We start from the raw sequence: 24,478 nt of genomic DNA, 5'->3' as shown, positions 1-24,478 counted from the left end.
CCCAAGTGGAGCCTTAGGTGTTAAACCATCAAAGAATATAGAATTTAAGCAATTAGGACAATAATTCAAAGCACCTAATGGCTTCTTTTCGGACATGAGGCATCGCCTTTTGCATAAAATAGAGGCGATCAAATTTACCTTTTTCTGCATTCATATAGTCACGTAAATTATGACCTAAGGCCTGTCGCAAACAAGTCCCTATATTGAACTTTGAGACCCTTGTTTTCTTTAATTTAATAATATCCTCGTCCCTGATGCCACTCGTGCCATGAATAACCAAAGGTTTAGTGACCAACGTTTCTATTTCCCCAAGTAATTTAAAGTCAATAATGCTTGTCGGTTCAGTTAATCGGTGCACGTTACCTACCGATAATGCAATACAGTCCAAGTTACTTTGATCTGCATATTGCTGTGCTTCAAGCGGGCTCGTATCAATGGTTTTAATATGATCTCTGCCCTCTTGATAAGGCACAGATCCTATTTCCCCTTCCACACTGACACCACAGGCGTGTGCAACTTCTACCACCTTTTTTGTTCTTGCAATATTATCAGCTAATGGCAATTGAGAGCCATCAAACATGACCGAACTAAAACCAGCTTTAATGGCTTGATAAACAATATGTTCTTCATAAGTATGATCTAAATGCAGCACGACTTTCTGAGAGCTATTTTTAGCTAGCTCAATAAACATAGTCGCTGCAACAACAGGTCCGTAAAAATCAATCACGTCTTTATTACAAGCCAAAATAACAGGTTTTTGAACTGTTTCGGCCGCATCAACCACAGCCCTTGCATCTTCATAGCCAAAAACATTAAAACAAGGCACCGCATAATCACTCTCTGCAGCCTGTGGTAATACATCATTTAAATTCACCAGCATAATAGATTCCTTTTATTTAAATTTATTAATCATGTCCTTGATCCCAGGGATCGTATGCACTTGGTATTCATGATGGGGGTCGAAATGTTGAACAAGTGATTTGGATGTTTTACCAACGATCACAGTAAAGTAATACATCTCATAGCCAGGGGCCGCTACGCTTGGGTGATACCCTTTATCAATGGCAATCACACTACCAGATTTAACATGATAAACAGGTCCACAGTCATCTTCATGTTCATAAAGGAATTGTGCGCCAAAGCCTTGTCCAGGGTTGAATTGAAATTGATACACCTCCTCATAATTAGTTTCTAATGCACCTCGATCACAGTCATGTTTATGTGCAGGGAATCCTGACCAGCCACCAGCCCCCACAGTGAATAATTCACTGACCAATAAACGCCCGCGCTTATCAGCATTAGCTTGCCCTAATACATGCTTAATTTTACGGTGTGTTTTTGTATCATCAGATCCATACTGAATTTTATCAACAGTGGTGATCGCAAATGGCGTTAATACTTCATCATAAAGGCCACCTGCAATCATCAAATTAGCCTCATCAGTTTCACAAGTAATGTCAGCTAACATACCAACAGGTACATAAACAGATTCAGGGTCACCATCCCAAATAGTCGCTCGCTTCCCGATATTGGCAAAGGTTTCTCCACCAACAGTGATAGAACAAGTGCCGCCACCTAATACAATGACACTTTCATACCCTGCTATTTGGTGGGAAAAAGTCTCTCCTTTTTTTAACTTCACGGGATTAAAAAAACATAACGGTGTCGTTTCATCATTTACATCAATAATAGGTTGGTTTTTATTGTCAAAAGGTGCGATGTGCTTTCCCATAGTCATATCCTAATTAGTTAAATTGAGTCATTAAAAGAGTCATAAGTTACATTGAGTATTAACGTTCGGCCTGTTCAAATTTAGCAATAAAGAGTTCAAGTTCTTCTTTAGTTGGCATCGCTTCAGTACAACTAGTACCACTCACATTGATCGCCGCTGCAGCTGAACCATTACTCACGCCCTGTTCTAACGAACCTCCGTGACTTAATGTCCAAATTAGAGCCCCTGCAAAAGAGTCCCCTGATCCAAATGGTTTTTTAGCGCTTACTTTATAAATACCTTGTTCAAATTGATGACCATTTTGACAGTAAACACGAGAACCTAATTCACCCGCTTTAATGATCACAATCTGTGTATGCCCAGTCAGAAAACGTTCAGCTGTCTCATCATCACTTTTATTTCCCGGCGCCAGCACGGTTTCCATCATGTCAAATTCTTCGCGATTGCCAATCACAATATCTGACAGATTCGCTGCTATACCGTAATAAATAGACGCATCAACATCAGTACGCCACGTCTTAGGACGATAATCGACATCTAATACCACCAATGTCCCAACACGACGCGCATACTGCATTGCTAATAAAGTAGCTTCTCGGCTCGGGCTTGCCGACAGGGCGGTACCAGTAACAATTAACGTTTTACTTTTTTGAATATAACTGGATTTTATTTGTTCAGTTTTTAAGGTTAAATCAGACGCATTATTTCGGTAAATCAATACGTCACAATCTGAGGGTTTCATTTCAGTAAACGCAACAGAAGTGCGCGATCCACTAGCATCAACCATCATGCCATCAAGATTGATACCTTGTTGCTCCATATAACTTTGTACATAACGCCCGAACGCATCGTCGGCAACACACCCAATAAACCCGACACTCGCTCCCAAGCGATTAATTGCAACAGCGATATTGGCTGCTGAACCGCCAACATATTTATCAAACCCAGAGATGTCAGCAATATCAGTATTCGCTTCTCGTGCATACAGATCAACACCAGCACGCCCTAATACAATTGCGTCTAACTCTCTATCTTGTTTAAAAGTGATTTGTGCCATTATTTATCCCTTAATTTTTGTAATTAACCCATTGAGCACCATTATCGGCAGACTCAACGCATTTTTCACATAACCGGGTCCCTTCAATACCAGCTTCTACACCAGGGAACCACATATCAGCAAATGCCTTTTGATTACCTTGATCCATCGCATTAAAGGCAGAAGCAAAACGTGCATATAAATTAGCCCAAGATTCAAAATACCCTTCCGCATGGCCACTACCAACTCGGTTACATGACACTCCAGCGTCATCTTGATACAAATACCCCATGCCACGCTCTAAAATTCGAAGCGGTTCACCCTGTACCTCATAACGTAATTGATTTGGAAATTCGTCCCACCATTCAATAGACGCTTTAGCGCCAATAATGCGAATTTTCTGTTGATGCATGGAACCTGCATTAATTGCAGATGCCCATAAAGTGCCTACAGCTCCCCCTTTAAACTTCAACATAATATGTGCGTTATCTTCTAATGGCGCGCGTGACTCAATAAAGCTTTGACGCATACAACATAGGCTTTCCACTTCTAACTCAGTGATCATTTCACAAAGAAAATAAGCATGTGTACCAATATCACCAATAACATAAGTAGGCCCAGATGCTTCCGGTGTAACACGCCACTTCAAACTAGGATCATTTTTTTCATATTCTTCATTATGAAAGCCATGAGCAAACTGTGCATTAACCACTCGAATATCTCCCAAGTCACCACGGCGGACCATTTCACGGGCCTGATGGATCATAGGAAAGCCTGAGTAACCATACATCACGGCAATTAACTTATTTTTATCATCGGCTAATGCTTTTAATTCACGTGCTTCTTGTACAGTAAAAGTTAATGGCTTTTCACAAATGACATGTAATTCAGCCTCCAAGGCCGCTTTACAAATCTCGAAATGAGTACAGTTTGGTGTTGCAATCGACACGGCCTGAATTCCGTCCTCACGTTTCTTTTCTTGAGTAAACATCTCCTTATAAGTAGCGTAAGAACGACTTTCATCAATGCCCAAATTAATAGCAAAATCACGTCCTCTTTGTGCATCTAAATCAAATGCACCAGCAACCAATGTAAATAAGCCATCACGTAATGCAGCATTACGATGTGAATATCCAATTTGACTACCTCTCCCTCCGCCAACCATTGCCCAACGAATAGGCTGTTTCAAATGACTCTCTTCATTAAACATCGCGTACTCACCATTAATTAACTAAAAGAAACAATAGGAAACAGACCAAACTCACTTCCTATAACAAACCGTTACAAACCAAATTTTTCTGCGTAACCAGAAATATTTTGATAAGCCGTTTTAGCAAATGTCAGAGGGTCGGCTTTAGCCGGATCTTGTTCCGCTTCCACTAATAACCAGCCTTCATAATCTCGTGCTTTTAATGCACTAAATACATCATCGTAATTCACATCACCTGTGCCAGGAACAGTAAAGACACCATCTAACACTGCGCTTAAAAATGATTTATCAGCAGTGCGTGCTGCTTCCATCACCCCTAAACGGAGATCTTTAAAATGCATATGACCAATACGATCACCCCAACGACGGATCACATTGACAGGATTACCACCTCCATAGGTAATATGCCCTGTATCTAATGTTAAAAAGACAGAAGGCCCAGTGACTTCCATTAACTTGTCAACATCTGCCTCTGTTTCGCAAATGGTGCCAACATGATGGTGAAATGACAGTTTGATACCATGCTCATGTAATAGATGATCAGCCACAATAGTGATTTTCCTACCGTACTCTTGCCATTCATCAGCAGATAAAATGACACGTTTTGATAAAGCAACCTGTATGTCGCCATGCACAGAGTTACTAACTTCGCCGTATACCATTGCTTTACAACCCGCAGCTTTTAACAACTTAATATGCTTTTGCATATTGGCAATTTCTTGCTCCGCGCTGCACACCATTAAATTGCCACTAAACCAACCTGATGCTAATACCAACCCATGATTTTTAAGTAAAGGTACCAAGATTTCTGGTTCTCTAGGATACTTAGTACCTAATTCTGTGCCTGTAAAACCAGCCTCAGCCATTTCATTCAAACATTGCTCCAACGGAATATCCCCACCTAGCTCAGGCATATCATCATTGGTCCATGTTAAAGGGCTAATCCCATATTGAACTTTACTCATATCTATCTCCGAATGGTTGGTAATAACAAATTAAATGACAGTACAAGCATTAAATCTTAATGAGTATTGATTTGCCGCTAGAGAAATTTAATATACGCCAAACAAAACAAAATGAAAATAATTTTTCATCCTTAATTAGCGCTACATCAACAAAATTAGAAAAATAATTATTGATTTAACGTTTCATGATCTAAGTCTTATATTTGCCAAGCGAACGAAAAACAAATAATCAATTTAAAAACATAAGCTTAAGATATATAAATCTCATTTCAATTAAAGAGTAGTGATACGCTTAACGTTTCGATAAAAAGATTCTTTAAACGGATAGCGGTTTTAAAAAATAAATAATAATATCAACGCACACAAAAATGAAAAATATTTTTCCATTATAAAACTCTAGATATGGAAAAAAAATTTTAAAAATTTATGAGTATTTACTGAAAAATGATTAAAGCCGACAGTTAAACAAAGAGGTTAATATGAAAGATATCGTGATTGTAAGCGCAGTACGAACTGCAATAGGCTCGTTTTCAGGTATGTTTGCCAATGTAAGTGCTGTTGAACTAGGAATAACAGCCGTTAAAAGAGCTATCGATAAAGCAGGTATCAAACCAGATCAAGTCGAACAAGTCATATTAGGTAATGTATTAGCAGCAGGTCATGGCCAAAATATAGCAAGGCAAGTTCAAATAAAAGCAGGCATTCCCCAAGAAAGTACCGCCTTCACAGTCTCTAAAGTCTGCGGATCTGGCTTAAAAGCAGTAACCATTGGCATTCAAGCTATTCAAACAAATGAATCAGAGATCATTATAGTGGGTGGTACAGAAAGTATGTCGAACGCGGCCCATGTTATCGACCAACATAGAAGCGGTAAACCATTCGGACACACCCAAATTACCGATACAATTCTCTGCGATGGATTAACGGATAGCTTTACCGACATACATATGGGAATAACAGCAGAAAATTTAGCTGAAAAATATAACATCTCCCGTGTTGCGCAAGACAACTACGCACTACAATCGCAACAACGTACTCAAGCCGCTATTGCTGAAAATAAATTTGCGGAGGAAATTGCACCTCACAGTATTACCACCCGTCAAGGTGAGATTATTTGCGACACAGATGAGTTTCCAAGATCGGATACCACCTTAAAACGTTTGAATCGATTAAAGCCCGCCTTTAAAAAAGAAGGGACAGTCACAGCAGGCAACTCATCAGGTATTAATGATGGTGCAAGTGCTCTCGTACTGATGTCCGCTGAAAAAGCGAACGCATTAGGTTTAACACCATTAGCAAGGATCGTTTCTCATGCCAGCGCCGGTGTAGATCCTAACATTATGGGATTTGGCCCTGTACCAGCCACACAAAAAGCATTATTAAAGGCAAATCTCACCATACAAGATATCGATTTAACAGAAGCTAATGAAGCTTTCGCTGCGCAAGCACTTTCCGTCATACAAGGGTTGAGTTTAGATCCTAACAAAACCAATGTTAATGGTGGCGCTATTTCACTTGGACATCCAATTGGTGCATCAGGAGCGCGTATTCTGGTGACTCTAATACATGAACTTAACAAAAGAGATGCTCGTTATGGATTGGCCACTCTATGTATTGGTGGTGGACAAGGGACGGCGATCGTCGTAGAAAATATAAAATAACGTTAATTATCATCGACAATTCAATTCAGAGGACAACGATATGTTCAATATTGCACTATTTGGCGTAGGAAGAATTGGCCGTATTCACGGTCAAAATATACACGATCATGCACAAACAAATGTTTATTCAATCATAGATCCCTATGTTGCTGGGCGTGAAGAGTTAGCGGAAAAATACGATGCCAAAATACAATCAGTTGAAGAAGCTATGGCAGATCCCAACATTCATGCAATCTGCATTTGTTCTGCAACCGACACACACGTTAACTTCATCGAAATGGCATCTCAACACGGTAAAGCGGTTTTCTGTGAAAAGCCTATCGACCTTGATTTAACAAAAGTACGCCAATGCTTAGAAGTTGTGAAAAAAAATGACACCACTCTATTCATTGCCTTTAACCGACGTTATGACGCACATTTCAATGAGCTTAAAACTCGCTTAAATAACCATGCAATCGGGCAAATTGAATCTATCACCATTACTTCACGCGATCCCGCCGCGCCGCCTGCAGATTATGCAAAAACCTCTGGTGGCATGTATCGTGATATGACAATTCATGATTTCGACATGGTACGTTATTTAATGAATGCAGAACCAACGACTATTACTGCTTATGGTAGTTGCATGGTTGATCCTGATATCGGAAAAGCAGGTGACATTGATACCTCAGTTGTTGTATTAACGTTTGCTTCAGGTGCAATCGCCACAATCAACAATAGTCGACGCTCAGGTTATGGCTACGATCAACGAATAGAAGTACACGGTAGCCAAGGTTTATTAACAGCAAACAATATTACTGAGAATGCAGTTAAACAATTTAGTGATCAAGGTGCTGTGGAAGCAACTCCAGAGTACTTCTTTTTACAACGTTATGCTGGCGCTTATAAAAACGAATGGAATCACTTTGTCGAGGTATTAGGTGGTGCACAATCACGGTCACCAGGTATTGATGGAGAAAGAGCATTAGCGCTAGCCGATGCAGCATTAACTTCCTTAACAACCAATAAAACGGTCATCTTATAAAGATACTTACTGTTTTTAAACATCTTAAGAAACGATACTCAACATATTATTTCTTATTTTAACTCACACATAACTTGAATTTAAATATATTCCACTGGGTGATTTTATGAAATTTGCATTACATGGCATGTGCTCTTTATACAACAATATCGTAAGTGATATTCGACTTGCTGAAGAAACCGGTTATCAAGGATTAGAGATCCATACAGAGAAATTATGGCGGTATATTAACAGTGGGTTAACCAGCAAAGCATTAAAAACAAAACTAGATAACGCAGGTATAAAGCCCTCTGCAATAGATATTGTTGGCAGTGTAGAAGCTGCAGACAAAAATACCCAACAAGCCGTATACAAGCAAGTTGAAATATTATGTCAATTTGCCAGCGAGATAGGCGCACCAACAATTCAACTTAACTCTTTTGAAGCGCTGAATGGCTTATCTGTTGAAGATAATATTAAAATTACCGCTCAAAACATCGCTCATATTGCCGATATCGGCAAACAGCACAACATTCGTTTTCAGTTTGAAGGGGCTGCATGGACACCTATTGCAAAATTAGATGATTACTTCCGATTGCATGATGCAGTAGGACGCGATAATTTTGGTTTTGTATTAGACACTTGGCACTTGTGGGCCTGCCGAGGTGCAAGTTTAGAGCAAGTAGCTAAAGTGGATAAAGCGCTTATCTACAACATCCATATTTCAGATGGCCTAAGACCAGGTGAAAACCAACCTTGGGTAGATGAAAAAGAGTTACGGGGCTTCTTAATTGGCGAAGGTCAAATTCCATTACAGGAATGGGTTGATGCAATCCAATCGACTGGTTATGACGGTTTCTATTCTGGTGAGTTCTTAAACGACCAGCTCTGGGAAAGCGACCATTATGATACCGCAGAAAAAATGCTGCAAGGTATGCAAAAGTTAGTCAAATAATAGCATCCCCCCTTGGCTTCTCTATTGTAGTAATATGATACAGAAGCATTTTTATTGTCTCTGATAGACCTATTCCTACCTATTCATTAAATTAGCTATTTTTATCCTCATAAAAACAAGACTTAAGTGACAACTTATACCTATAGCATTAAATATGTTATCTAAATTTCACGCTGTAAAAGCAGGTCAATTCAGTCGTAAAAGCTGTTCCTTTTGCAAATTTACAACGAGCAAGTGGGCTGTGTTAACAAATAACATGGATAAGCCATTTATTGGGGATATCAATACGAATACGCTTTTAAATATTAAGTAATACAGCCATTGTCATGCTTAATAGTGGTAGCTACCATAAGATTTTAAGATAAAGATAAACCATAGAATGATCGATGATTTATTCTATTGTAAAACTCTCAAGATTATCAGCTTTCAAAAAACATGTGAGGCCAGAAACAAGAGGCAGTGTAACCATGAATATACAGCCTCTACCAAGCACACCATAGAGCGAAGGTTTGACCCGAGAAACAATTAGCGCCAAGTGATTATGGGCGAGCATTATTTGCACTGGATACAAGGCTGTGTAGTAAATGAATTTTGTAAGATAAAGCAAGGTAAGAAATCATAGGAGGAGTTAGTATCATGGTATCCAGTTTTACTTTACTGAACACCATCTATAACACTAAACAGTACCGGATAATGAACCTTCTAAGGTCGCTAGTGTTGCACCACCGGCCATTAGATTTTGTAACTCTTCCGAAGTAATTTCCCCTTTCCTTGCGGTACCTAATGTTTTGCCACGGTTTAATACGGTAAATGCATCACCCACAGCCATTGCATGTCGAACGTTATGCGTAATAAACACAACCGCAATACCACGTTTACGTACTTTATCGATAGTAGCTAATACGTTTGCAGTTTGACGTACACCAAGCGCTGATGTTGGTTCATCCAAAATAAGCACTTTAGCACCAAAGTATACTGCACGAGCAATCGCAACCGTTTGGCGCTCACCACCCGATAGCGTCCCAATTGCTTGATCGGCAGACCGTAAATTAATCCCCATTTTTTTCATCTCTTTCATAGTCACTTCATTAGCCAATTTATGGTCAAAGAAGTTGATACCGGCAATTTTTTTAGTCGGTTCATTACCCATGAAAAAGTTACGCGCCACTGACATTAAAGGAATCATTGCAAGATCTTGATAAACTGTAGCAATACCAGCAGTAATAGCATCGCGAGGGCACTCAAAGCTCATTGGCGTTCCTTCGAAATAGATCTCTCCTAATGAAGGTTTATGCACACCAGCCATAGTTTTAATAAAAGTCGATTTACCTGCGCCATTATCACCTAACAAGCAAAGACATTCACCTGGCATCACTTTTAAGGAGACGCCTGATAACGCAATAACAGATCCAAAATGTTTCTCGATTCTTTTCATTTCGATGATTGGTTCACTCATGTTATTTCTCCCCTGTGATCATACGGCGAATGTAGGTATTAAGTATTACGGCGAATAACAATATCGCACCTAGGAAAACCCTGAACAGTGAGCTTTCTACACCTGCAAAGAATAAGCCTTGTTGTACTACACCAAAAATAATTGCCCCCAGTGCAGCGCCAATAACAGAACCATAACCGCCCGTTAATAAAGCACCACCAATAACCACTGAAATAATTGCCTCAAACTCTTTTAATAGACCACGGTCTGCCCCAGCTGAGCCAAATTCCATTACTTGTGAAGTCGCAAAAACACAGGCACAAAAAGCACTGAACATGAACATAAGAATTTTAACGCGATTCACCGGTACACCAACATAAGTAGCAGCTTGAGCATTACCACCAGAGGCGAAGATCCAGTTACCAAATTTAGTTTTAGTTAATAACCAGTGAGCAAATACCAATAATATAATTGCCCAAATCATTAACATTGGAATACCATCAACAACTGGTTGACCTTTTTTGAAACCTCGTTCAAATGTATCAATCCAACCGTTATCACCCATCCATTGAAAAAAACCAGTGAAAACTTTTCCGCCAAAAATCGGGGCTAACCAATCCCCTTCAGCAGCATCTTTAATACCACCAACAATGGTTTTATTGGTCGTTGAAATGGCAGCAAAAATAGTTAAACCACGTAAAATAAATAAGAAGGCTAAGGTAACAATAAAGCTGGGTAAGCCGGTTTTAATTACTAACCAGCCATTTAACGCCCCAATAGCCATACACAATACGAAAGTTGCAATAATTGCCATCCAGACAGGCCACCCGAAGGTCACCGATAATAAAGCAATGGACATACCACTGAAGCCAATCATCGAGCCAACAGATAAGTCAAACTCCCCGGCAATCATTAACAAGCAAGCCCCGACGGCAATAATAATAAATTGTGATGAGACAACCGACCAGTTAATTACTCCTGATGCCGAGAACATGCCAGAGTCACTAGCAGTTAATAAAAAGAAAGTAAATACGAGAATAGTGCCGCAAATCCCGCCTAGTTCAGGTCTAATCAGTGCTTGTCGAAAGCTGGAACGCGTCTTCACACGCTCATCAGTTTTTTCAACCGACTCTGCTGGCTTAGTGCTCTTTCGCGTTTTAATAGGCTCTTCAGGCTTGGCAGTCATATCTGCTTGCGTTATGGTTGATTCTTTCATCTTTTGACCTCTGAATTTAACTAGAAGAATATATTTTGAGATAAAAAGCCAGCCACCTATAGTCAGCACTGGCCATATAGTGTTAAAAATTAACGGTATTCACCTGCATATTTTTCAACTAATGCTAATCCATCTTTTGTCACGAAGCCTGGCCCTGAGTTGATATTATTACCAGGTAGCACTCCGTAGCGATCATAGTTAGCTAAGATAACAACAGGCAAGTAAGCTTGTAAGAAGGGTTGTTGATCAATTCCCCATTGAATAACACCTGATTTGATCGCTTTTACGATATTTTCACCTAAATCAAATGTGCCAAAATAAATATCTCCTGCTAAACCATTTTCTTGTAACGCTAAAATAGTTGGATCAGCTGAAGTAGGACCAATGGTTAATATTGCATCGGTATCAGGGTTTGAGCTTAGGTAAGCAAGTACACGGTTTTTTATTTCAGCGGGGTCTTGTCCGCTATCTAACATTGAATTACCTAACTCCACGCCTAAACCAGCAGCAAAACCACGGCAACGCTCACTTACAACTGCATTTGAAATAGCATGATTTACACAGACAAAAGACTTAATACCATCACCCTTTGCACGTTGCCCGGCTGCAAATCCAGCATCATATTCAGGCTGACCTACAAACATTAAAGCACCCACTTCACGTGCTTGTTCTGGTGAACCTGAATTCATAATAATGACATTAATACCTTGATCTACTGCATTTCTGATCGGTTCACTAAGGACATCATAATCAGCAAGCGTAGTGATGATACCATCGGGGTTAGAAGCAGCTGCTTGTTGTATAATACGTGCCATATCAGCTAAGTCACCAGTCGGAGGGTTACGATATTCAACTTCCACATCCATTTGCTTACCAGCTAATGCCACACCGTTTTTAACAGTATTCCACCAGCTATCCGAATCTGGTGCGTGACTTACTAATACATAGCGCTCAGCAATAGCAGACATAGATACCAACGGTCCTGCAATAGCCATTGACAATACAGCCGCTGTTAATAGTTTAAATTTCTTCATTAAAGCTCTCCTTGATAGTACTTTTGAATTAAAAAATAATTGCTACTAATAATTGTTAAAGCTCCGCTTTATATTAACTATCAGGAGTAATTGTTTTCTGTTGAACTTAACTATTTTTTAATTGAAATTAACAATGAAAAATTATTTTCAAATAAGAACAAACTCATACTAATCTTTCAAATCAAGTTAAGCCACAGCTTAAAAATTACTTGTTGCTCAAATGTTAACTAAGTCGAATTTAAATAACATTTCTCATCAAAAAACCCTACACAGAGCAATAAATAGAACAAAAAACCTTAATTACTCCTAAATAAATCAAAAAAACAATGAAAAAAACAAAATTATCGCATGAGTTCACATTTTAAAAGAGAGCCATTACAGGCGCAAAAAAACCAAAAAAATATTTTCATAATAAACGCAAAAACAACAATTGAATTGTATTACTAAATTACTTAATGAATTAAAGTCACCATAAAGAGTATTAGGAAACACCCAATTAGAAGTAATGAAAATGAAGCGAGCAAGGCTAGAAACAAAAATATATAGCCATGTGAAATACGGCTTATTCAAAAAAAAGGGGGGATAAAACCACTCGTGTAACGATAACTGATACAACACAGTTTATCCTTCATCTAAATTAATCAGCACCAGCAGGCCGTTTTACGTCGGCCAACATCATGTGTGAGCTAGCATCATATTCCTATTTATCGCCAGTCATCACCGCTTCTTAAAAGATATATTTTTTTCATAAAACAAGCCCTGAAAATAAAGAATGAGGCCACGGGAGTTTCCCCTCCTTCATAACAAGAAAATTAAATATCAATAACCGCCCCATCAAAAAACCGTAAACACATGTTTTAAAATAAATTTAATTATCCCTCTGGTTTTAAATACATATTTACAGTTATGATTTTAAAATATCTCCTCCTTCACATAAGCATGAAAAATAATTTTCAAAAATAAAAACTTAGGTTATATTCGGTTCAGATTAATTATTTTACTTCTTAAGAAGTGATTAATGATGACGTTTATAAAGCAAACTAAAAAACTAATGCATTGATATTAATGCTGATTTTAAATTGAATGGTCACCATACAACGAAAGGAGAATACAATGGCAGGGTTTGACAAAGTAGTGTCAAGTTATGAGGAGGCAATGGCAGGCCTAGAAGATAACATGACAATCATAGCTGGCGGTTTCGGCTTATGTGGTATTCCTGAAAATTTAATATCAGAAATTGAAAAAAGGGGCACCAAAGGTCTTACTATCGTTTCAAATAACTGTGGAGTAGACAACTTTGGTTTAGGTCTGCTGCTGCCCAATCGCCAAATCAAAAAAATCATTGCTTCATATGTGGGTGAAAATGCAGAGTTTGAACGACAAATGATGTCTGGAGAATTAGACGTTGAGTTGACACCTCAAGGCACATTGGCTGAAAAAATGCGTGCTGGCGGTGCCGGTATCCCTGCCTTTTTTACAGCAACCGGTTACGGGACACCTGTTGCAGAAGGTAAAGAAGAGAGAGAAATAGGGGGGAAACATTATATTTTAGAACATGCAATCAAAGGTGACTTCGCTATTGTGAAAGCATGGAAAGCAGATCGCTATGGCAACCTAATTTTCAGAAAAACAGCCCGTAACTTCAATCCAATGGCAGCAACAGCGGGAAAAATAACCGTAGTAGAAGTTGAAGAGATTGTTGAATCAGGAGAATTAGATCCCGACCAAATCCATACCCCAGGCATTTATGTTAATCGCATTATTTTAGGTACATTTGAAAAACGCATCGAACAACGCACAATACAAGCTACTCAATAAGGAGCTGACATGACTTTATCTCGCGAACAAATGGCACAACGTGTCGCTCAAGAAATACAAGATGGGTTCTACGTTAACCTTGGCATTGGCATTCCTACCTTGGTTGCTAACTATTTACCTGCAGGTATCGAAGTGATGTTGCAGTCTGAAAATGGTTTATTAGGCATGGGTCAATTTCCGACAGAAGAGACAGTAGATGCGGATCTTATTAATGCAGGTAAACAAACAGTGACAGTGGCAAAAGGCGCATCATTTTTTGATTCCGCAGAGTCTTTTGCAATGATTAGAGGGGGTCACGTAGATTTAACCGTACTAGGTGCCTTTGAAGTAGATGTAAACGGTAATATAGCCTCTTATATGATCCCAGGGAAGCTCATTAAAGGGATGGGCGGCGCAATGGATTTAGTCGCAGGAGCTGAGAATATTATTGTGACCATGACACATGCCTCAAAACATGGGCAATCAAAGCTATTAGCTAATTGCTCACTCCCTTTAACAGGTAAAGGATGTATTAAAAAAGTATTAACAGACTTAGCTTTTATCGAAATAAAAGCGGGTAAATTTCACCTAATTGAACACGCGCCAGGAGTCACCGTGGAGGAGATAGTCAAACTCACTGAAGGTGAGTTAGTTGTACCAGCAAAGGTACCTGAAATGAAATTTTAATCTAGATTAAGAATTAAAGTAACGATAACTGTTATATTAAATATACATTTTACATTTTACATAGAAAATATGATTTAGTTTACGACGTAAGCTAATCTTAACGAAAAAAGTTAATTAGTATGAATGGGAGTAACATCCTTAACCATTGTTGTAATGGTGTTACTTTCTGTTTTTTGTTATTTATTGCTTTTCCATTCCAATCAGCTTTAAAACTGCTTATATAAAAAAGTTCATTCCATCCCAACACAGCTTAGCACCAGATAAAAATAAAAATAGATAACATAAACGATAAACTAAAAGTTGACTGGCTTTATGCAAAAGCAGGATCCCTAACTTCACACCTATCGGTGCAAATGGTATCAGCAGCAATGAAGTTATTAAATTAGTATGATCAAACTCACCTAGTAAAGAGTATGGAATGAGTTTAAAAAGGTTAATAATGGCAAATAAAACTGCCATCGTTGCGATTAATGTGACTTTTTCCAACCTTAGAGGCAGTAGGTAAATACTAGCAGGTCCACCACCAGCATGCAGCGCAGTACTAGAGAAACCGCTCAATGTACTCCAAAACCACGCACTAAATATGCCGTTATGAGTATGATTACCAACGCCCTTCATTACATATAACAAACAAAATAACAGCGATAAACTACCAATAACTAACTTTAATCCAGCTTCAGAAATAACACTTAAAAATAGACCGGCTAATACAACCCCCAACGTCGCCCCAGGTAACATGCGCTTTAATATTGAATAATTCGCATTGCAGTAATGCTGCTTAACTGCAAAGAAATCCATCAAACATAAAATAGGTAATAAAATAGCAGCAGCTTGAGTAGGCGCAATGGTTATGGCCATTAATGGAACAGCAATAATGCCCAATGCACCACCGAGTCCCCCTTTACCAATGCCATAAATAATCACCGCAGGAATCGCCGTTACATAAAACCAAGGATCTGAAACGATCATCATAATCGACCCTAATGTCAAAAGTTGAAAAAGCAAAGCAGGACTAAAGGATCTCTTGCACCTGCTTTGTGTGCCAACACAGTCAACTACATGGTTGGCATAGTAAAAGTATTAGCATGTTCTTCTAAGCGAATACTCGCAGGCCAACGCGTAGTAACGGTTTTCATTTGTGTATAAAAACGAACTCCATCGTCACCATGTACATTTAATGGCCCAAAAATAGAACGTTTCCAGCCACCAAAACTATGAAATGCCATCGGTACAGGAATCGGCACGTTTACACCTACCATTCCAGCTAATACATTCTCACTAAATTCACGTGCAGTTTCACCATCACGAGTAAAAATCGCGGTACCATTACCGTATTCACAACGATTAATAAGCGCGAGCCCTGTTTTATAATTAGGCACTCTGACAACCGCTAACACAGGGCCAAAAATTTCTTCTTTATAGATAGTCATATCAGGTGAAACATGATCAAACAAAGTAGGCCCTAAAAAATACCCTTTTTCGTTACCTTGCACTGTTAAATTACGCCCATCAACTAACAAAGTAGCCCCCTGCTCTTTACCAGTAGCAATGAAATCACATATTTTAGATTTATGCTCAGCAGTAACAACAGGTCCCATATCATTTTCAGATCCTTCGACAATACCTGGCCCTATTGTCATCTTGTTAATTTCTGTTCTAAGTTGCTCAATTAATTGATCTGCCGCCTGATCGCCTACCGCCACCACCACAGATAAAGCCATGCATCGCTCTCCTGCAGAGCCATAAGCAGCACCGATAATGGCATTAGCAGCCATATCAATATCAGCGTCAGGCATTAATAAACAATGATTTTTAGCACCGCCTAATGCTTGGCAGCGCTTACCATATGAAGAAGCCGTGTTATAGATGTACTCTGCAATAGGTGTTGAGCCGACAAAACTAACAGCTTGTACTCTTGAGTCACTCAATAATTGATCAACAGCTTGTTTGTCTCCATTCACAACGTTGAACACACCGTCTGGCAACCCAGCTTCTTTTAATAAAATCGCTAACTGCAATGCTAATGAGGGATCTTTCTCAGAAGGTTTAAGAACAAAAGTATTGCCCGTAGCAAGGGCGATTGGAAACATCCACATGGGTACCATTGCAGGGAAATTAAAAGGCGTAATACCAACACATACACCTAGAGGCTGCATTAGTGAGTAACTGTCGACTCCTGTGCCTACGTTGGCAGAATGTTCGCCTTTTTGTAAATGTGGGATACCACATGCAAACTCCACCACTTCTAACCCGCGGGTTATTTCCCCTAACGCATCGGAATATACCTTACCGTGCTCATTAGAAATAAGACGAGCAAGCTTATCTTTATTACTTTCTAATAACGTTTTAAAAGCAAACATAATACGGGCACGCTTTAGCGGTGATATTTTTGACCAAGTTGGGAAGGCAGAATCTGCAGCATCAATAGCAGCAAGGGTTTCCACTTCATTGCTCAATACAACTTGCCGTGTTTGTTTCCCAGTAGCGGGATTAAATACTGGTGAAAAGCGACCACTATGACTGGTGCTAACTTGGCCATTAATAAAATTTTGAATGGTTTCCATAAGTAAGTTCCTTACAACATACGATAAATGATAGCGTGATAAGTTAATGCATCATGTCGCTAACGATGAATTTAATCACTGTGCTTTTTACGAGCTTGCCATGCTTGAATAATGGCGAGATAGTTACGCTTTATTTCTGTAATTAACGTGATATCGTCAATATCATTAGCAAACCATGCTCGTGACGGTTCACCAAAAATAGTACGCCCTACAGCAAAGCCTTTTACCCACTTACACTGTGATGCACTATCAAACCCCGACCTCAGTTGCTCCATGGGCATATCTAATCCTAATAAAACAACACCTCGGCAATGAGTGTCATTAGCATCAATAAGTTCGCTTATTTGTGCCCATGATGCAGCGCTTAAAGGTGGTAATTTCCACCAGTCTGGCTTAATCCCCAACTCGTATAAACGTGTTAGTAGCGCCACATAATATTGGTCACCTTGTGGCATGTCTTTTGGTAAAATAACTTCTAAAAGCAACTCATGCCCTGACAAACAACAGGCCTCAAACACTTCTTTTACTGTCTTTTCCTGCTCTGACTGTATATGCTCACTATCTTCTGGGTGACAAAAAACTAAGCATTTAACAACATGCTCTACAGGCCAATTCACTAACTGAGATCCAATGTTGCCATGTTCTAACATCAGCGGACGAGAGCCTGGCAGTTCGATTGGCCGACCTATCCAAGTACCGCTACCCGTTGCTTCATTTAATACCGATTGCCCAAAGCGACTATCACATAATATGCCGCCCTTACCTGATAAGCCTGCTTCCTTCACCGTCTCTTGACTAGCGCTAAAAATGAGTTGTTTTAAGTGCTCGATGCGAGACAGATCTGCTTTGAAGTGATTAGCCATCTCTAACAATTGACTGCGGTGATCAAAAGCTAATACACACAACTCAGGCCATTCTTTTCTACGTGTAGTAACGCGATGTAAGTGAGTTAATTGACTATCTAAATCAGGGCGCGGCACTTGATCAACACGTAGTAGATAATTATCTAACTCTTCTTTTGAAGGCATTGCCGGCGCACAACCATGGCGTGAAACAACCAATGCACCACAGGCATTAGCATAGGAACAAGACCGCTCCCAACTTTCTCCCTTTAAATAACCGCGTAATAGACCGGATATAAAAGCATCGCCTGCGCCTAATACGTTTAGCACCTCTACTCGTACACCTTGAACCGTAATACCATCATCTAACGTATTTGGAATGTCTCCAGAAAAAACAGAACACCCTAGCGGCCCACGTTTACACACCAATTCTGCTTGGCTAACTTCACGTACCTGTTGTAAGGCTTTAATCGTTTCCATTTTACCGCCTGCAATATGAAACTCCTCCTCCGTGCCTACAATCAGATCGAATAGGTGTAAAACATCTTGTAGTTGTTGAGTCACTGATGACGATGCAATAAAGCGGGTTTCACCATCACCTAGAGAAGTAAGGCCCCATAAAATAGGGCGGTAGTCGATATCCAGTACGGTTTTAACTGCATGCCGTTTGGCATACTTTAATGCTGTCAGTACCGCTTCACGCGTTTGCGGATTGGACAAATGAGTCCCTGTAATCGCTAAACAACGTGCAGAGGCAATATACTTTTCTTGCACATCATCAGCTGTAATTGCCATATCAGCACAATTATCACGATAAAAAATAAGCGGGAAGGTATCTGCATCTTTAATACCTAAGATAACCAATGCAGTTAAACGTTGCTGGTCTTTAATTAAGTAACGCGTATCCACTCCCACACGATCAAGCTCTTCCTTTATAAAACGCCCCATATGCTCATCCCCGACGCGTGCGAGCATTGATGATCTCAAGCCTTGTATTGCTGTGCCATAAGCAACATTACCTGAAGATCCACCTAGGTACTTTGAAAATGAAGACATATCCTCAAGGCGTGAACCTATTTGTTGCCCATAAAAATCTACTGCAACTCGTCCCATACAAATAAGATCTAAGGTTTTCGTGTGTTCTGCTGTTGGTATTGATGTTGGCATGGTCAGTCACTCCAAATATAGCAATTTGTCTTTTCAGCCTATTTCGTTTGAATCTATTTTCGCTGAATCTCAACGCACTTTATGAAATAAAATTTTCAAAATCAACTTAAATTGAAATTTTTATTTCACTTAAAGTATTAAGTGTGAGATTGTTAAAAAAAGTAAGGTATCTAACTTGCTGTAATTTCGTTATATTGATTGAAATTTATGTATTTCATACTATGTTAATATGAAATAAATAGTTCATTGTTGACTCATTTAAGGAAATATAATGACAGCTGCTACCAATATTGCTCAACTACAAGCACAAATTAATACGCAATATGCAACCTTGAGTAAACGATTACAGCAAGTAGCAAGTTATGTTTTAGAAAACAATCAGAGTCTTGCTTTTGATACGATTGCGACAATTGCCACACAAGCAAACGTACCTCCTTCCACTTTAATTCGCTTTGCAAAAGCTTTTGAGTTTTCAGGTTTCAATGAAATAAAAAAATTATTTAGACAAGACTTAATTGAAGAGACAACAAGCTATACCGATAGAGCACGTTTGTATAAAGAGAACAATACAACATCATTAGAAAAACCATTACCAATTTTACAAGAATTTGCACGTGTTAATTCTGAAGCAATGCACCAATTAGCAACACAAGCCTCTGAACAGCAATTAACGTTGGCGGTAAATATCTTAAGTAATGCTGAAAATATTTATATTCTTGGTTTGCGACGTTCATATAGTACAGCTGCTTATTTAACTTATGCTTTGCGTCACGTAGGCCGAAAAACTTTTTTACTCGATGGGTTAGGTGGCATGTTTGATGAACAGGCATCAATGATCGGTACTAATGATGTGCTATTGTCGATCAGCTTTAGTCCCTATGCGAAAGAAACACAGGTGTTAACTGAGTCCGTCTCACAAAAAGGAGCCAAGCAAATAATCATCACAGACAGTAAAATGAGCCCTTTGGCCGCTTGGAGTGATGTCTGTTTTGTCGTCAATGAAGGTAAAGTGGACGCTTTTAGATCACAGTCAGCGTCACTTTGCTTAGTGCAATCTTTAGTCGTTGCACTGGCGTTCCAATAAACGCATAACATCACCCTTCATAACGTTAAGCTAAATTGTGAGACTTGTGAAACAATGCTTTCATTGCTTGCACTAGAAGCGATATGAGGCGTAACAAATACTTTATCCATTGCCATTAGATTGCTTTCCTTTGGTAATGGCTCGGTAGAAAAAACATCTAGTATCGCACCGCGGAGACGGTTGCTATTAAGCAGCTCCTCTAAGTCACCTTCCACTAAATGGTCACCGCGTCCACAATGAATCAAAGCTGCTTTACTGGGTAATTTTGAAAGAAGAGCAAGATTCAACATCCCCTTTGTTTCTGGATTTAACGGTAATAAATTAACCAATATATCTAGGTCCTCCAATAACTCTGGCAGCGCATCTTGACCAGAATAGCTAATAACCCCTTCAATATGCTTTTTTGTTCTCGACCAACCAGAAACTTGATAGCCCATTGCGGCTAATTTTTCTCCAACATATCCCCCCAACTCACCTAAGCCCAAAATACCTACTTTAATATTTTGCATCGAACGTTGCGGCAATGGGTTCCATTGTTTTAACTGGTTATCTTGATGGTATTTATCCATATCTCGTTGATAATATAAAACGCCCCACAGCACATATTCAAACATACCTAGCTTTTGCCCATCATCAACAATGCGCGAAATTTCAACACCAGAATCCAGCAAATCACCTAAATTATCTACTCCTGCTCCCACTGAATACAGGCAGGTTAATTCAGGGTAATCCTTTAAAATAGTACTTGGTGGATACCAACAGGCCGCTATTTTTGCTTGCCTTGCTAAAGGGTTATCAGGTAATACCCATTCAACTTCAGGATGGTGTTCCTTTGCACAAAGAAGTAATTCCTCTGTTAAGGCTTCATTATCAATCATGCTTAATACAATAGGCTTCATGATTACTCCTTATAAGATGGATCGATACGGTCAAGCTTCCTTAACCATGCATCCCATACGATCTGTCGTTCATGAGCTACTTTTTTAAACTGCCCTGAGACATAACTTGCTAACTTATCTGGAATAATATCAATAGAAGATAAGCCCGACATTTGACCTACTGCTAATTGAATTTCACACGCTTTATTCAAATAAAACATAATTTGAAAAGCATCTGCCACTGTTTCACCGACACTCAATAATCCATGACTTTTTAAAATAAGTGCCATATTGTTACCCAGTGAAGCTTGAATGCGCTCTCTTTCATCTAAATTAAACGCTACACCTTCGTATTCGTGATAACCCACTTGTTGATGAAACTCAGCACTGATTTGATTAAGATTCATTAACCCTTTCTCACAAGCCGCGACCGCCATTCCCGCTAAAGTATGCGTGTGAATAACGCAGTGAGCATCATCGCGTGCGTTGTGCACGGCACTGTGAATGGTAAACCCTGCAGGGTTATATTTTGCATCTCCACTAATAATCTCACCCTGAGCATTCACCACAATTAAATTACTCGCGGTGACCTCATCAAACATCAATCCAAATGGATTAATTAAAAATCGAGGCTCGCCTTCCCCTGGTAAGCGCACCGAAAAGTGTGTGTATAACGTATCTTCCCAACCAAACATCGCTGCTAAACGATAAGCAGCGGCTAAATCTAGGCGTAATTTTTGTTCTTTTGCGTCCATTAGGCAGTTTTCCCCATAAATTCTTTAATACGTTCAAAGCTCGCACTCTGATTAGGATTGTTAATAATGTCATTAGGACTTGCATCGACTTGCACTACGCCCTCCTCCATCATAATGACACGATCTGATACCGACAAAGCAAACTCCATTTCATGTGTCACGATGATCATCGTCATCCCCTCTTTGGCTAAATCTTGAATTACTTTTAATACTTCGCCTACCATTTCTGGGTCTAAAGCTGAAGTTGGCTCATCAAATAACATAATATCAGGCGACATCGCTAACGCACGAGCAATGGCAACACGCTGCTGTTGCCCCCCAGAAAGTTGATGGGGATATTTATGGGCATGTGCTAATAAACCAACACGGTCTAATAAAAACAAAGCTTGTGCTTTTGTCTCTTTTATCGTGCTATTTTTATCGTGATAATGAGGCGCTATCATAATATTCTGCAATACAGTTTTGTGCGGAAATAAATTAAATGATTGAAACACCATGCCAATACGTTTAATACCTTGGTAAACATCACGCTTAATACTTTCTTGTTTAGGCTTAATAAAATCTTCACCAAACAAGACTATTTCGCCATTATCGATCTTCTCTAGGTCATTAATCGTTCTAATTAGCGTTGTTTTGCCTGAACCTGAAGGCCCAATAATACTTAATACCTCGCCAGGTTTTACATTGAGGTTAATTCCTTTAAGTACCTCATGCTGCCCGTATGATTTTTTAATTTGACGTAAAGATAATGCATTAGGCACACCTCTTTGAGTTGGATCAATAGCAGTACTACCAATCGCCTTTGCTTGACCTCTTAAACGCGCACACTGTTCATCTGACAGGGCTTCAGGAGAGCGCGAAGGAATATCCATTTTCTTTTCAGCCCAATGCAAAATAGAGCTAAAAATAGTCACAATCGCTACATAATAAACCGCTACTGCTAATAAGGTTTCTAATACTAAGAAGTTTTGAGAATAAAGTCGTTGGCCAACTTGTAAAATTTCCGACAAAGAGATCGCAGAAACTAACGAGCTTAATTTAATGATAGTCACAAACTCATTGATCATCGCAGGCATAGAGACTCGAACGGCTTGCGGAATAATAATAATACGTTGAATACCAAAGAAACCAATGCTCAACGCATGCCCAGCTTCTTTTTGCCCTTTAGCAACAGATAATAAACCACTACGGTGTATCTCCGCCATATAAGCAGCTTCAGTAACAACCAAGCTGACTAACCCAGCAAAAAAAGGCACGCCAAGGTAAGCGCCGGTAGAAGGAAATAACTGTGGCATATTATAAACAAACACGAGTACCACTAATAAAGGCACACTACGGAAAAACCAAACAAACACAGAGGTTGGTATTGATAACCATTTTTTATCAGATAACTTAGCACAAGCGACAACAAAGCCTAATACAGCACCAATTGTCCACGCTAACACACTCAACAAAATCACTACAACACAAGCTTCATAGAAAGCAGATAGGGTAAACAGTGAAAAGAAATACTGCCAATCTAAACTCATAACAACTCCTCTAGAAGCCAATAACTTCTAGCCAATATGGCATATAAAACAGATTAAGTAGCTATGGCCTTCGCCATAGCTATCTCAAATTATTCACTCACTGGCGATAATTCATATTTTGTAATTAACTGCTGATAAGAGCCGTCGGCTTTAATTTCAGCCATCGCTTTTTCTAATTCCACTTTTAACTGCTCATTGCCTTTTTTGATGTAGATGCCCAATGTTTGAGGGAAAACAAGCGTATCTGAACTAATTTGAACACGCCCTTTAGTACGCTCTACAAACATGGTTGCGGCACCAGCAATTTCAAGTTGAGCCTGTACATTCCCTGACATCATCGCTTGTGTCACTTCAGGTGCCGTTGGAAACTCTTGAACTATGATAGGTTTAAGACCATTTTTCACGCAATATGAAGTGGATAAATCATTTAGAGTCTTAACCCAGGTCGTTCCTTGTTGCAGGCCTACTTTAACACCACATAAATCTTCACCGGTTTTAGGTTGAATATCACTGTTTTTAGGCACCATAATGGAAGCGCCCGTTTTCGCATAGGGAATTGCGTCGGCTTTTTTCAGGCGATCTGGAATGATATACATACCCGAGATCACTGCATCAAATTTATTCGCCCCTAGACCCAAAATCAATCCTGTGAATTTATTATCACTAAACTCATAACCAACTCCCATTTTATTGGTTAATAGTGCCGTTAGTTCAGGATCAAACCCGACAACTTTATCACCTTCATAGGACTCAAATGGTGGATAAGTGATCTCCATGCCAACCGTTAACTTACCTTCTGAGAGTGTTGATGCAGCCATAACACTGGTTGAACTTGTACCAATTGCTGCTGCAATGAGTGTTGTTGTGAGTAATTTTTTTGCCTTTTCCATAAGTATGCTCCTTGTTAAAAATTCGTTTAAGTTAGGTA

At 39.3% G+C, this 24,478-nt stretch carries 21 protein-coding genes and 1 pseudogene; 6 read left to right on the top strand and 16 right to left on the bottom strand.

The window, feature by feature from the left end:
* Window positions 1–52: 52 nt before the first annotated feature.
* From DS885_RS06110 to iolE, 5 genes are all read right to left on the bottom strand, one after another.
* A complete protein-coding gene (locus DS885_RS06110) occupies window positions 53–880 on the bottom strand; it encodes a class II fructose-bisphosphate aldolase (protein ID WP_113818538.1) in 828 nt (275 codons plus the stop codon).
* Window positions 881–892: 12 nt separating this feature from the next.
* Window positions 893–1,732 carry a 5-deoxy-glucuronate isomerase gene (locus DS885_RS06105; RefSeq protein WP_113818536.1) on the bottom strand — a complete coding sequence of 280 codons (840 nt, stop codon included), beginning with the start codon at window positions 1,730–1,732 and terminating at the stop codon, window positions 893–895.
* 58 nt (window positions 1,733–1,790) lie between these two features.
* Entirely contained in the window at window positions 1,791–2,789 is a 999-nt protein-coding gene (iolC, locus tag DS885_RS06100; protein ID WP_113818533.1) for a 5-dehydro-2-deoxygluconokinase, read from the bottom strand.
* Between the two features lie 10 nt (window positions 2,790–2,799).
* Window positions 2,800–3,978, bottom strand: a complete 1,179-nt coding sequence (locus DS885_RS06095; RefSeq protein ID WP_113818531.1) for a Gfo/Idh/MocA family protein — start codon at window positions 3,976–3,978, stop codon at window positions 2,800–2,802.
* A 71-nt stretch (window positions 3,979–4,049) separates the two neighbouring features.
* Window positions 4,050–4,943: a myo-inosose-2 dehydratase gene (iolE, locus tag DS885_RS06090; RefSeq protein ID WP_113818529.1), complete on the bottom strand. Its 894-nt coding sequence runs from the start codon at window positions 4,941–4,943 to the stop codon at window positions 4,050–4,052.
* A gap of 479 nt (window positions 4,944–5,422) precedes the next feature.
* Here iolE and DS885_RS06085 point away from each other — a divergent pair, with 479 nt between their 5' ends.
* The 3 genes from DS885_RS06085 (at window position 5,423) to DS885_RS06075 (ending at window position 8,562) form a co-directional block, all read left to right on the top strand.
* Window positions 5,423–6,604 (top strand): acetyl-CoA C-acetyltransferase, encoded by a 1,182-nt coding sequence (locus DS885_RS06085; protein WP_113818527.1) that lies wholly within the window; start codon window positions 5,423–5,425, stop codon window positions 6,602–6,604.
* Between the two features lie 40 nt (window positions 6,605–6,644).
* The gene (gene iolG, locus DS885_RS06080) at window positions 6,645–7,628 is read left to right on the top strand and encodes an inositol 2-dehydrogenase (protein ID WP_113818525.1); all 984 of its coding nucleotides are present in this window, start codon (window positions 6,645–6,647) and stop codon (window positions 7,626–7,628) included.
* 106 nt (window positions 7,629–7,734) lie between these two features.
* Window positions 7,735–8,562 carry a sugar phosphate isomerase/epimerase family protein gene (locus tag DS885_RS06075; protein ID WP_113818523.1) on the top strand — a complete coding sequence of 276 codons (828 nt, stop codon included), beginning with the start codon at window positions 7,735–7,737 and terminating at the stop codon, window positions 8,560–8,562.
* Window positions 8,563–9,238: 676 nt separating this feature from the next.
* Here the strand turns inward: DS885_RS06075 and DS885_RS06070 are convergent.
* The 3 genes from DS885_RS06070 to DS885_RS06060 all read right to left on the bottom strand — a co-directional run bounded on the left by DS885_RS06070 (window position 9,239) and on the right by DS885_RS06060 (window position 12,247).
* Window positions 9,239–10,018, bottom strand: coding sequence for an ATP-binding cassette domain-containing protein (locus DS885_RS06070; RefSeq protein ID WP_113818521.1), 780 nt, complete (start codon window positions 10,016–10,018; stop codon window positions 9,239–9,241).
* Window position 10,019: 1 nt separating this feature from the next.
* On the bottom strand, window positions 10,020–11,213 hold the full coding sequence (locus DS885_RS06065) for an ABC transporter permease (RefSeq protein WP_258546853.1): 1,194 nt from the start codon (window positions 11,211–11,213) through the stop codon (window positions 10,020–10,022).
* An 89-nt stretch (window positions 11,214–11,302) separates the two neighbouring features.
* Window positions 11,303–12,247 carry a sugar ABC transporter substrate-binding protein gene (locus tag DS885_RS06060; protein WP_113818519.1) on the bottom strand — a complete coding sequence of 315 codons (945 nt, stop codon included), beginning with the start codon at window positions 12,245–12,247 and terminating at the stop codon, window positions 11,303–11,305.
* Between the two features lie 1,113 nt (window positions 12,248–13,360).
* Here DS885_RS06060 and DS885_RS06055 point away from each other — a divergent pair.
* Together DS885_RS06055 and DS885_RS06050 are read left to right on the top strand one after the other, a co-directional pair.
* On the top strand, window positions 13,361–14,065 hold the full coding sequence (locus DS885_RS06055) for a CoA transferase subunit A (RefSeq protein ID WP_113818517.1): 705 nt from the start codon (window positions 13,361–13,363) through the stop codon (window positions 14,063–14,065).
* A 9-nt stretch (window positions 14,066–14,074) separates the two neighbouring features.
* Window positions 14,075–14,731 (top strand): 3-oxoacid CoA-transferase subunit B, encoded by a 657-nt coding sequence (locus DS885_RS06050; RefSeq protein ID WP_113818515.1) that lies wholly within the window; start codon window positions 14,075–14,077, stop codon window positions 14,729–14,731.
* A 216-nt stretch (window positions 14,732–14,947) separates the two neighbouring features.
* On the opposite strand, the gene DS885_RS06045 is transcribed toward DS885_RS06050, so the two are convergent.
* From DS885_RS06045 to DS885_RS06035, 3 genes are all read right to left on the bottom strand, one after another.
* On the bottom strand, window positions 14,948–15,703 hold the full coding sequence (locus DS885_RS06045) for a sulfite exporter TauE/SafE family protein (RefSeq protein WP_113818514.1): 756 nt from the start codon (window positions 15,701–15,703) through the stop codon (window positions 14,948–14,950).
* A gap of 83 nt (window positions 15,704–15,786) precedes the next feature.
* Window positions 15,787–17,295, bottom strand: a complete 1,509-nt coding sequence (locus DS885_RS06040) for a CoA-acylating methylmalonate-semialdehyde dehydrogenase (RefSeq protein ID WP_113818512.1) — start codon at window positions 17,293–17,295, stop codon at window positions 15,787–15,789.
* Window positions 17,296–17,366: 71 nt separating this feature from the next.
* Window positions 17,367–19,304 carry a bifunctional 5-dehydro-2-deoxygluconokinase/5-dehydro-2-deoxyphosphogluconate aldolase gene (locus DS885_RS06035; RefSeq protein ID WP_113818510.1) on the bottom strand — a complete coding sequence of 646 codons (1,938 nt, stop codon included), beginning with the start codon at window positions 19,302–19,304 and terminating at the stop codon, window positions 17,367–17,369.
* Between the two features lie 271 nt (window positions 19,305–19,575).
* On the opposite strand from DS885_RS06035, the gene DS885_RS06030 reads away from it, so the two are divergent.
* Window positions 19,576–20,388 (top strand): MurR/RpiR family transcriptional regulator, encoded by an 813-nt coding sequence (locus tag DS885_RS06030; protein WP_113818507.1) that lies wholly within the window; start codon window positions 19,576–19,578, stop codon window positions 20,386–20,388.
* A gap of 17 nt (window positions 20,389–20,405) precedes the next feature.
* Here DS885_RS06030 and DS885_RS06025 read toward each other — a convergent pair whose 3' ends face one another.
* The 5 genes and pseudogenes from DS885_RS06025 to DS885_RS06010 all read right to left on the bottom strand — a co-directional run bounded on the left by DS885_RS06025 (window position 20,406) and on the right by DS885_RS06010 (window position 24,440).
* Window positions 20,406–21,287: an NAD(P)-dependent oxidoreductase gene (locus DS885_RS06025; RefSeq protein ID WP_113818505.1), complete on the bottom strand. Its 882-nt coding sequence runs from the start codon at window positions 21,285–21,287 to the stop codon at window positions 20,406–20,408.
* Between the two features lie 2 nt (window positions 21,288–21,289).
* On the bottom strand, window positions 21,290–22,021 hold the full coding sequence (locus DS885_RS06020) for a class II aldolase/adducin family protein (protein WP_113818503.1): 732 nt from the start codon (window positions 22,019–22,021) through the stop codon (window positions 21,290–21,292).
* A complete protein-coding gene (locus DS885_RS17750; protein WP_258546855.1) occupies window positions 22,021–22,782 on the bottom strand; it encodes an amino acid ABC transporter ATP-binding protein in 762 nt (253 codons plus the stop codon). The genes DS885_RS06020 and DS885_RS17750 overlap by 1 nt, the downstream gene beginning before the upstream one ends.
* A gap of 117 nt (window positions 22,783–22,899) precedes the next feature.
* Window positions 22,900–23,550: pseudogene (locus tag DS885_RS17745) on the bottom strand (amino acid ABC transporter permease); the annotation flags it as partial.
* Window positions 23,551–23,639: 89 nt separating this feature from the next.
* Entirely contained in the window at window positions 23,640–24,440 is an 801-nt protein-coding gene (locus DS885_RS06010) for an ABC transporter substrate-binding protein (RefSeq protein ID WP_113818499.1), read from the bottom strand.
* Window positions 24,441–24,478: the final 38 nt, after the last annotated feature.

This window comes from Psychromonas sp. B3M02 (assembly GCF_003318165.1).
Lineage (GTDB): Bacteria > Pseudomonadota > Gammaproteobacteria > Enterobacterales > Psychromonadaceae > Psychromonas.
The sequence above is the reverse complement of the archived record's forward strand: the minus strand, read 5'-3'. Positions and strand labels throughout refer to the sequence as shown.

Coding starts and splice junctions, on each gene's coding strand:
- DS885_RS06030 (WP_113818507.1), top strand. CDS start 19,576: ATGACAGCTGCTACCAATATTGCTCAACTACAAGCACAAATTAATACG.
- iolC (WP_113818533.1), bottom strand. CDS start 2,789: ATGGCACAAATCACTTTTAAACAAGATAGAGAGTTAGACGCAATTGTA.
- DS885_RS06020 (WP_113818503.1), bottom strand. CDS start 22,021: ATGGACGCAAAAGAACAAAAATTACGCCTAGATTTAGCCGCTGCTTAT.
- DS885_RS06025 (WP_113818505.1), bottom strand. CDS start 21,287: ATGAAGCCTATTGTATTAAGCATGATTGATAATGAAGCCTTAACAGAG.
- DS885_RS06050 (WP_113818515.1), top strand. CDS start 14,075: ATGACTTTATCTCGCGAACAAATGGCACAACGTGTCGCTCAAGAAATA.
- DS885_RS06095 (WP_113818531.1), bottom strand. CDS start 3,978: ATGTTTAATGAAGAGAGTCATTTGAAACAGCCTATTCGTTGGGCAATG.
- DS885_RS06060 (WP_113818519.1), bottom strand. CDS start 12,247: ATGAAGAAATTTAAACTATTAACAGCGGCTGTATTGTCAATGGCTATT.
- DS885_RS06045 (WP_113818514.1), bottom strand. CDS start 15,703: ATGATGATCGTTTCAGATCCTTGGTTTTATGTAACGGCGATTCCTGCG.
- DS885_RS06035 (WP_113818510.1), bottom strand. CDS start 19,304: ATGCCAACATCAATACCAACAGCAGAACACACGAAAACCTTAGATCTT.
- DS885_RS06105 (WP_113818536.1), bottom strand. CDS start 1,732: ATGGGAAAGCACATCGCACCTTTTGACAATAAAAACCAACCTATTATT.
- DS885_RS06070 (WP_113818521.1), bottom strand. CDS start 10,018: ATGAGTGAACCAATCATCGAAATGAAAAGAATCGAGAAACATTTTGGA.
- DS885_RS06055 (WP_113818517.1), top strand. CDS start 13,361: ATGGCAGGGTTTGACAAAGTAGTGTCAAGTTATGAGGAGGCAATGGCA.
- iolE (WP_113818529.1), bottom strand. CDS start 4,943: ATGAGTAAAGTTCAATATGGGATTAGCCCTTTAACATGGACCAATGAT.
- DS885_RS06110 (WP_113818538.1), bottom strand. CDS start 880: ATGCTGGTGAATTTAAATGATGTATTACCACAGGCTGCAGAGAGTGAT.
- DS885_RS06010 (WP_113818499.1), bottom strand. CDS start 24,440: ATGGAAAAGGCAAAAAAATTACTCACAACAACACTCATTGCAGCAGCA.
- DS885_RS06075 (WP_113818523.1), top strand. CDS start 7,735: ATGAAATTTGCATTACATGGCATGTGCTCTTTATACAACAATATCGTA.
- DS885_RS06040 (WP_113818512.1), bottom strand. CDS start 17,295: ATGGAAACCATTCAAAATTTTATTAATGGCCAAGTTAGCACCAGTCAT.
- DS885_RS06085 (WP_113818527.1), top strand. CDS start 5,423: ATGAAAGATATCGTGATTGTAAGCGCAGTACGAACTGCAATAGGCTCG.
- iolG (WP_113818525.1), top strand. CDS start 6,645: ATGTTCAATATTGCACTATTTGGCGTAGGAAGAATTGGCCGTATTCAC.
- DS885_RS06065 (WP_258546853.1), bottom strand. CDS start 11,213: ATGAAAGAATCAACCATAACGCAAGCAGATATGACTGCCAAGCCTGAA.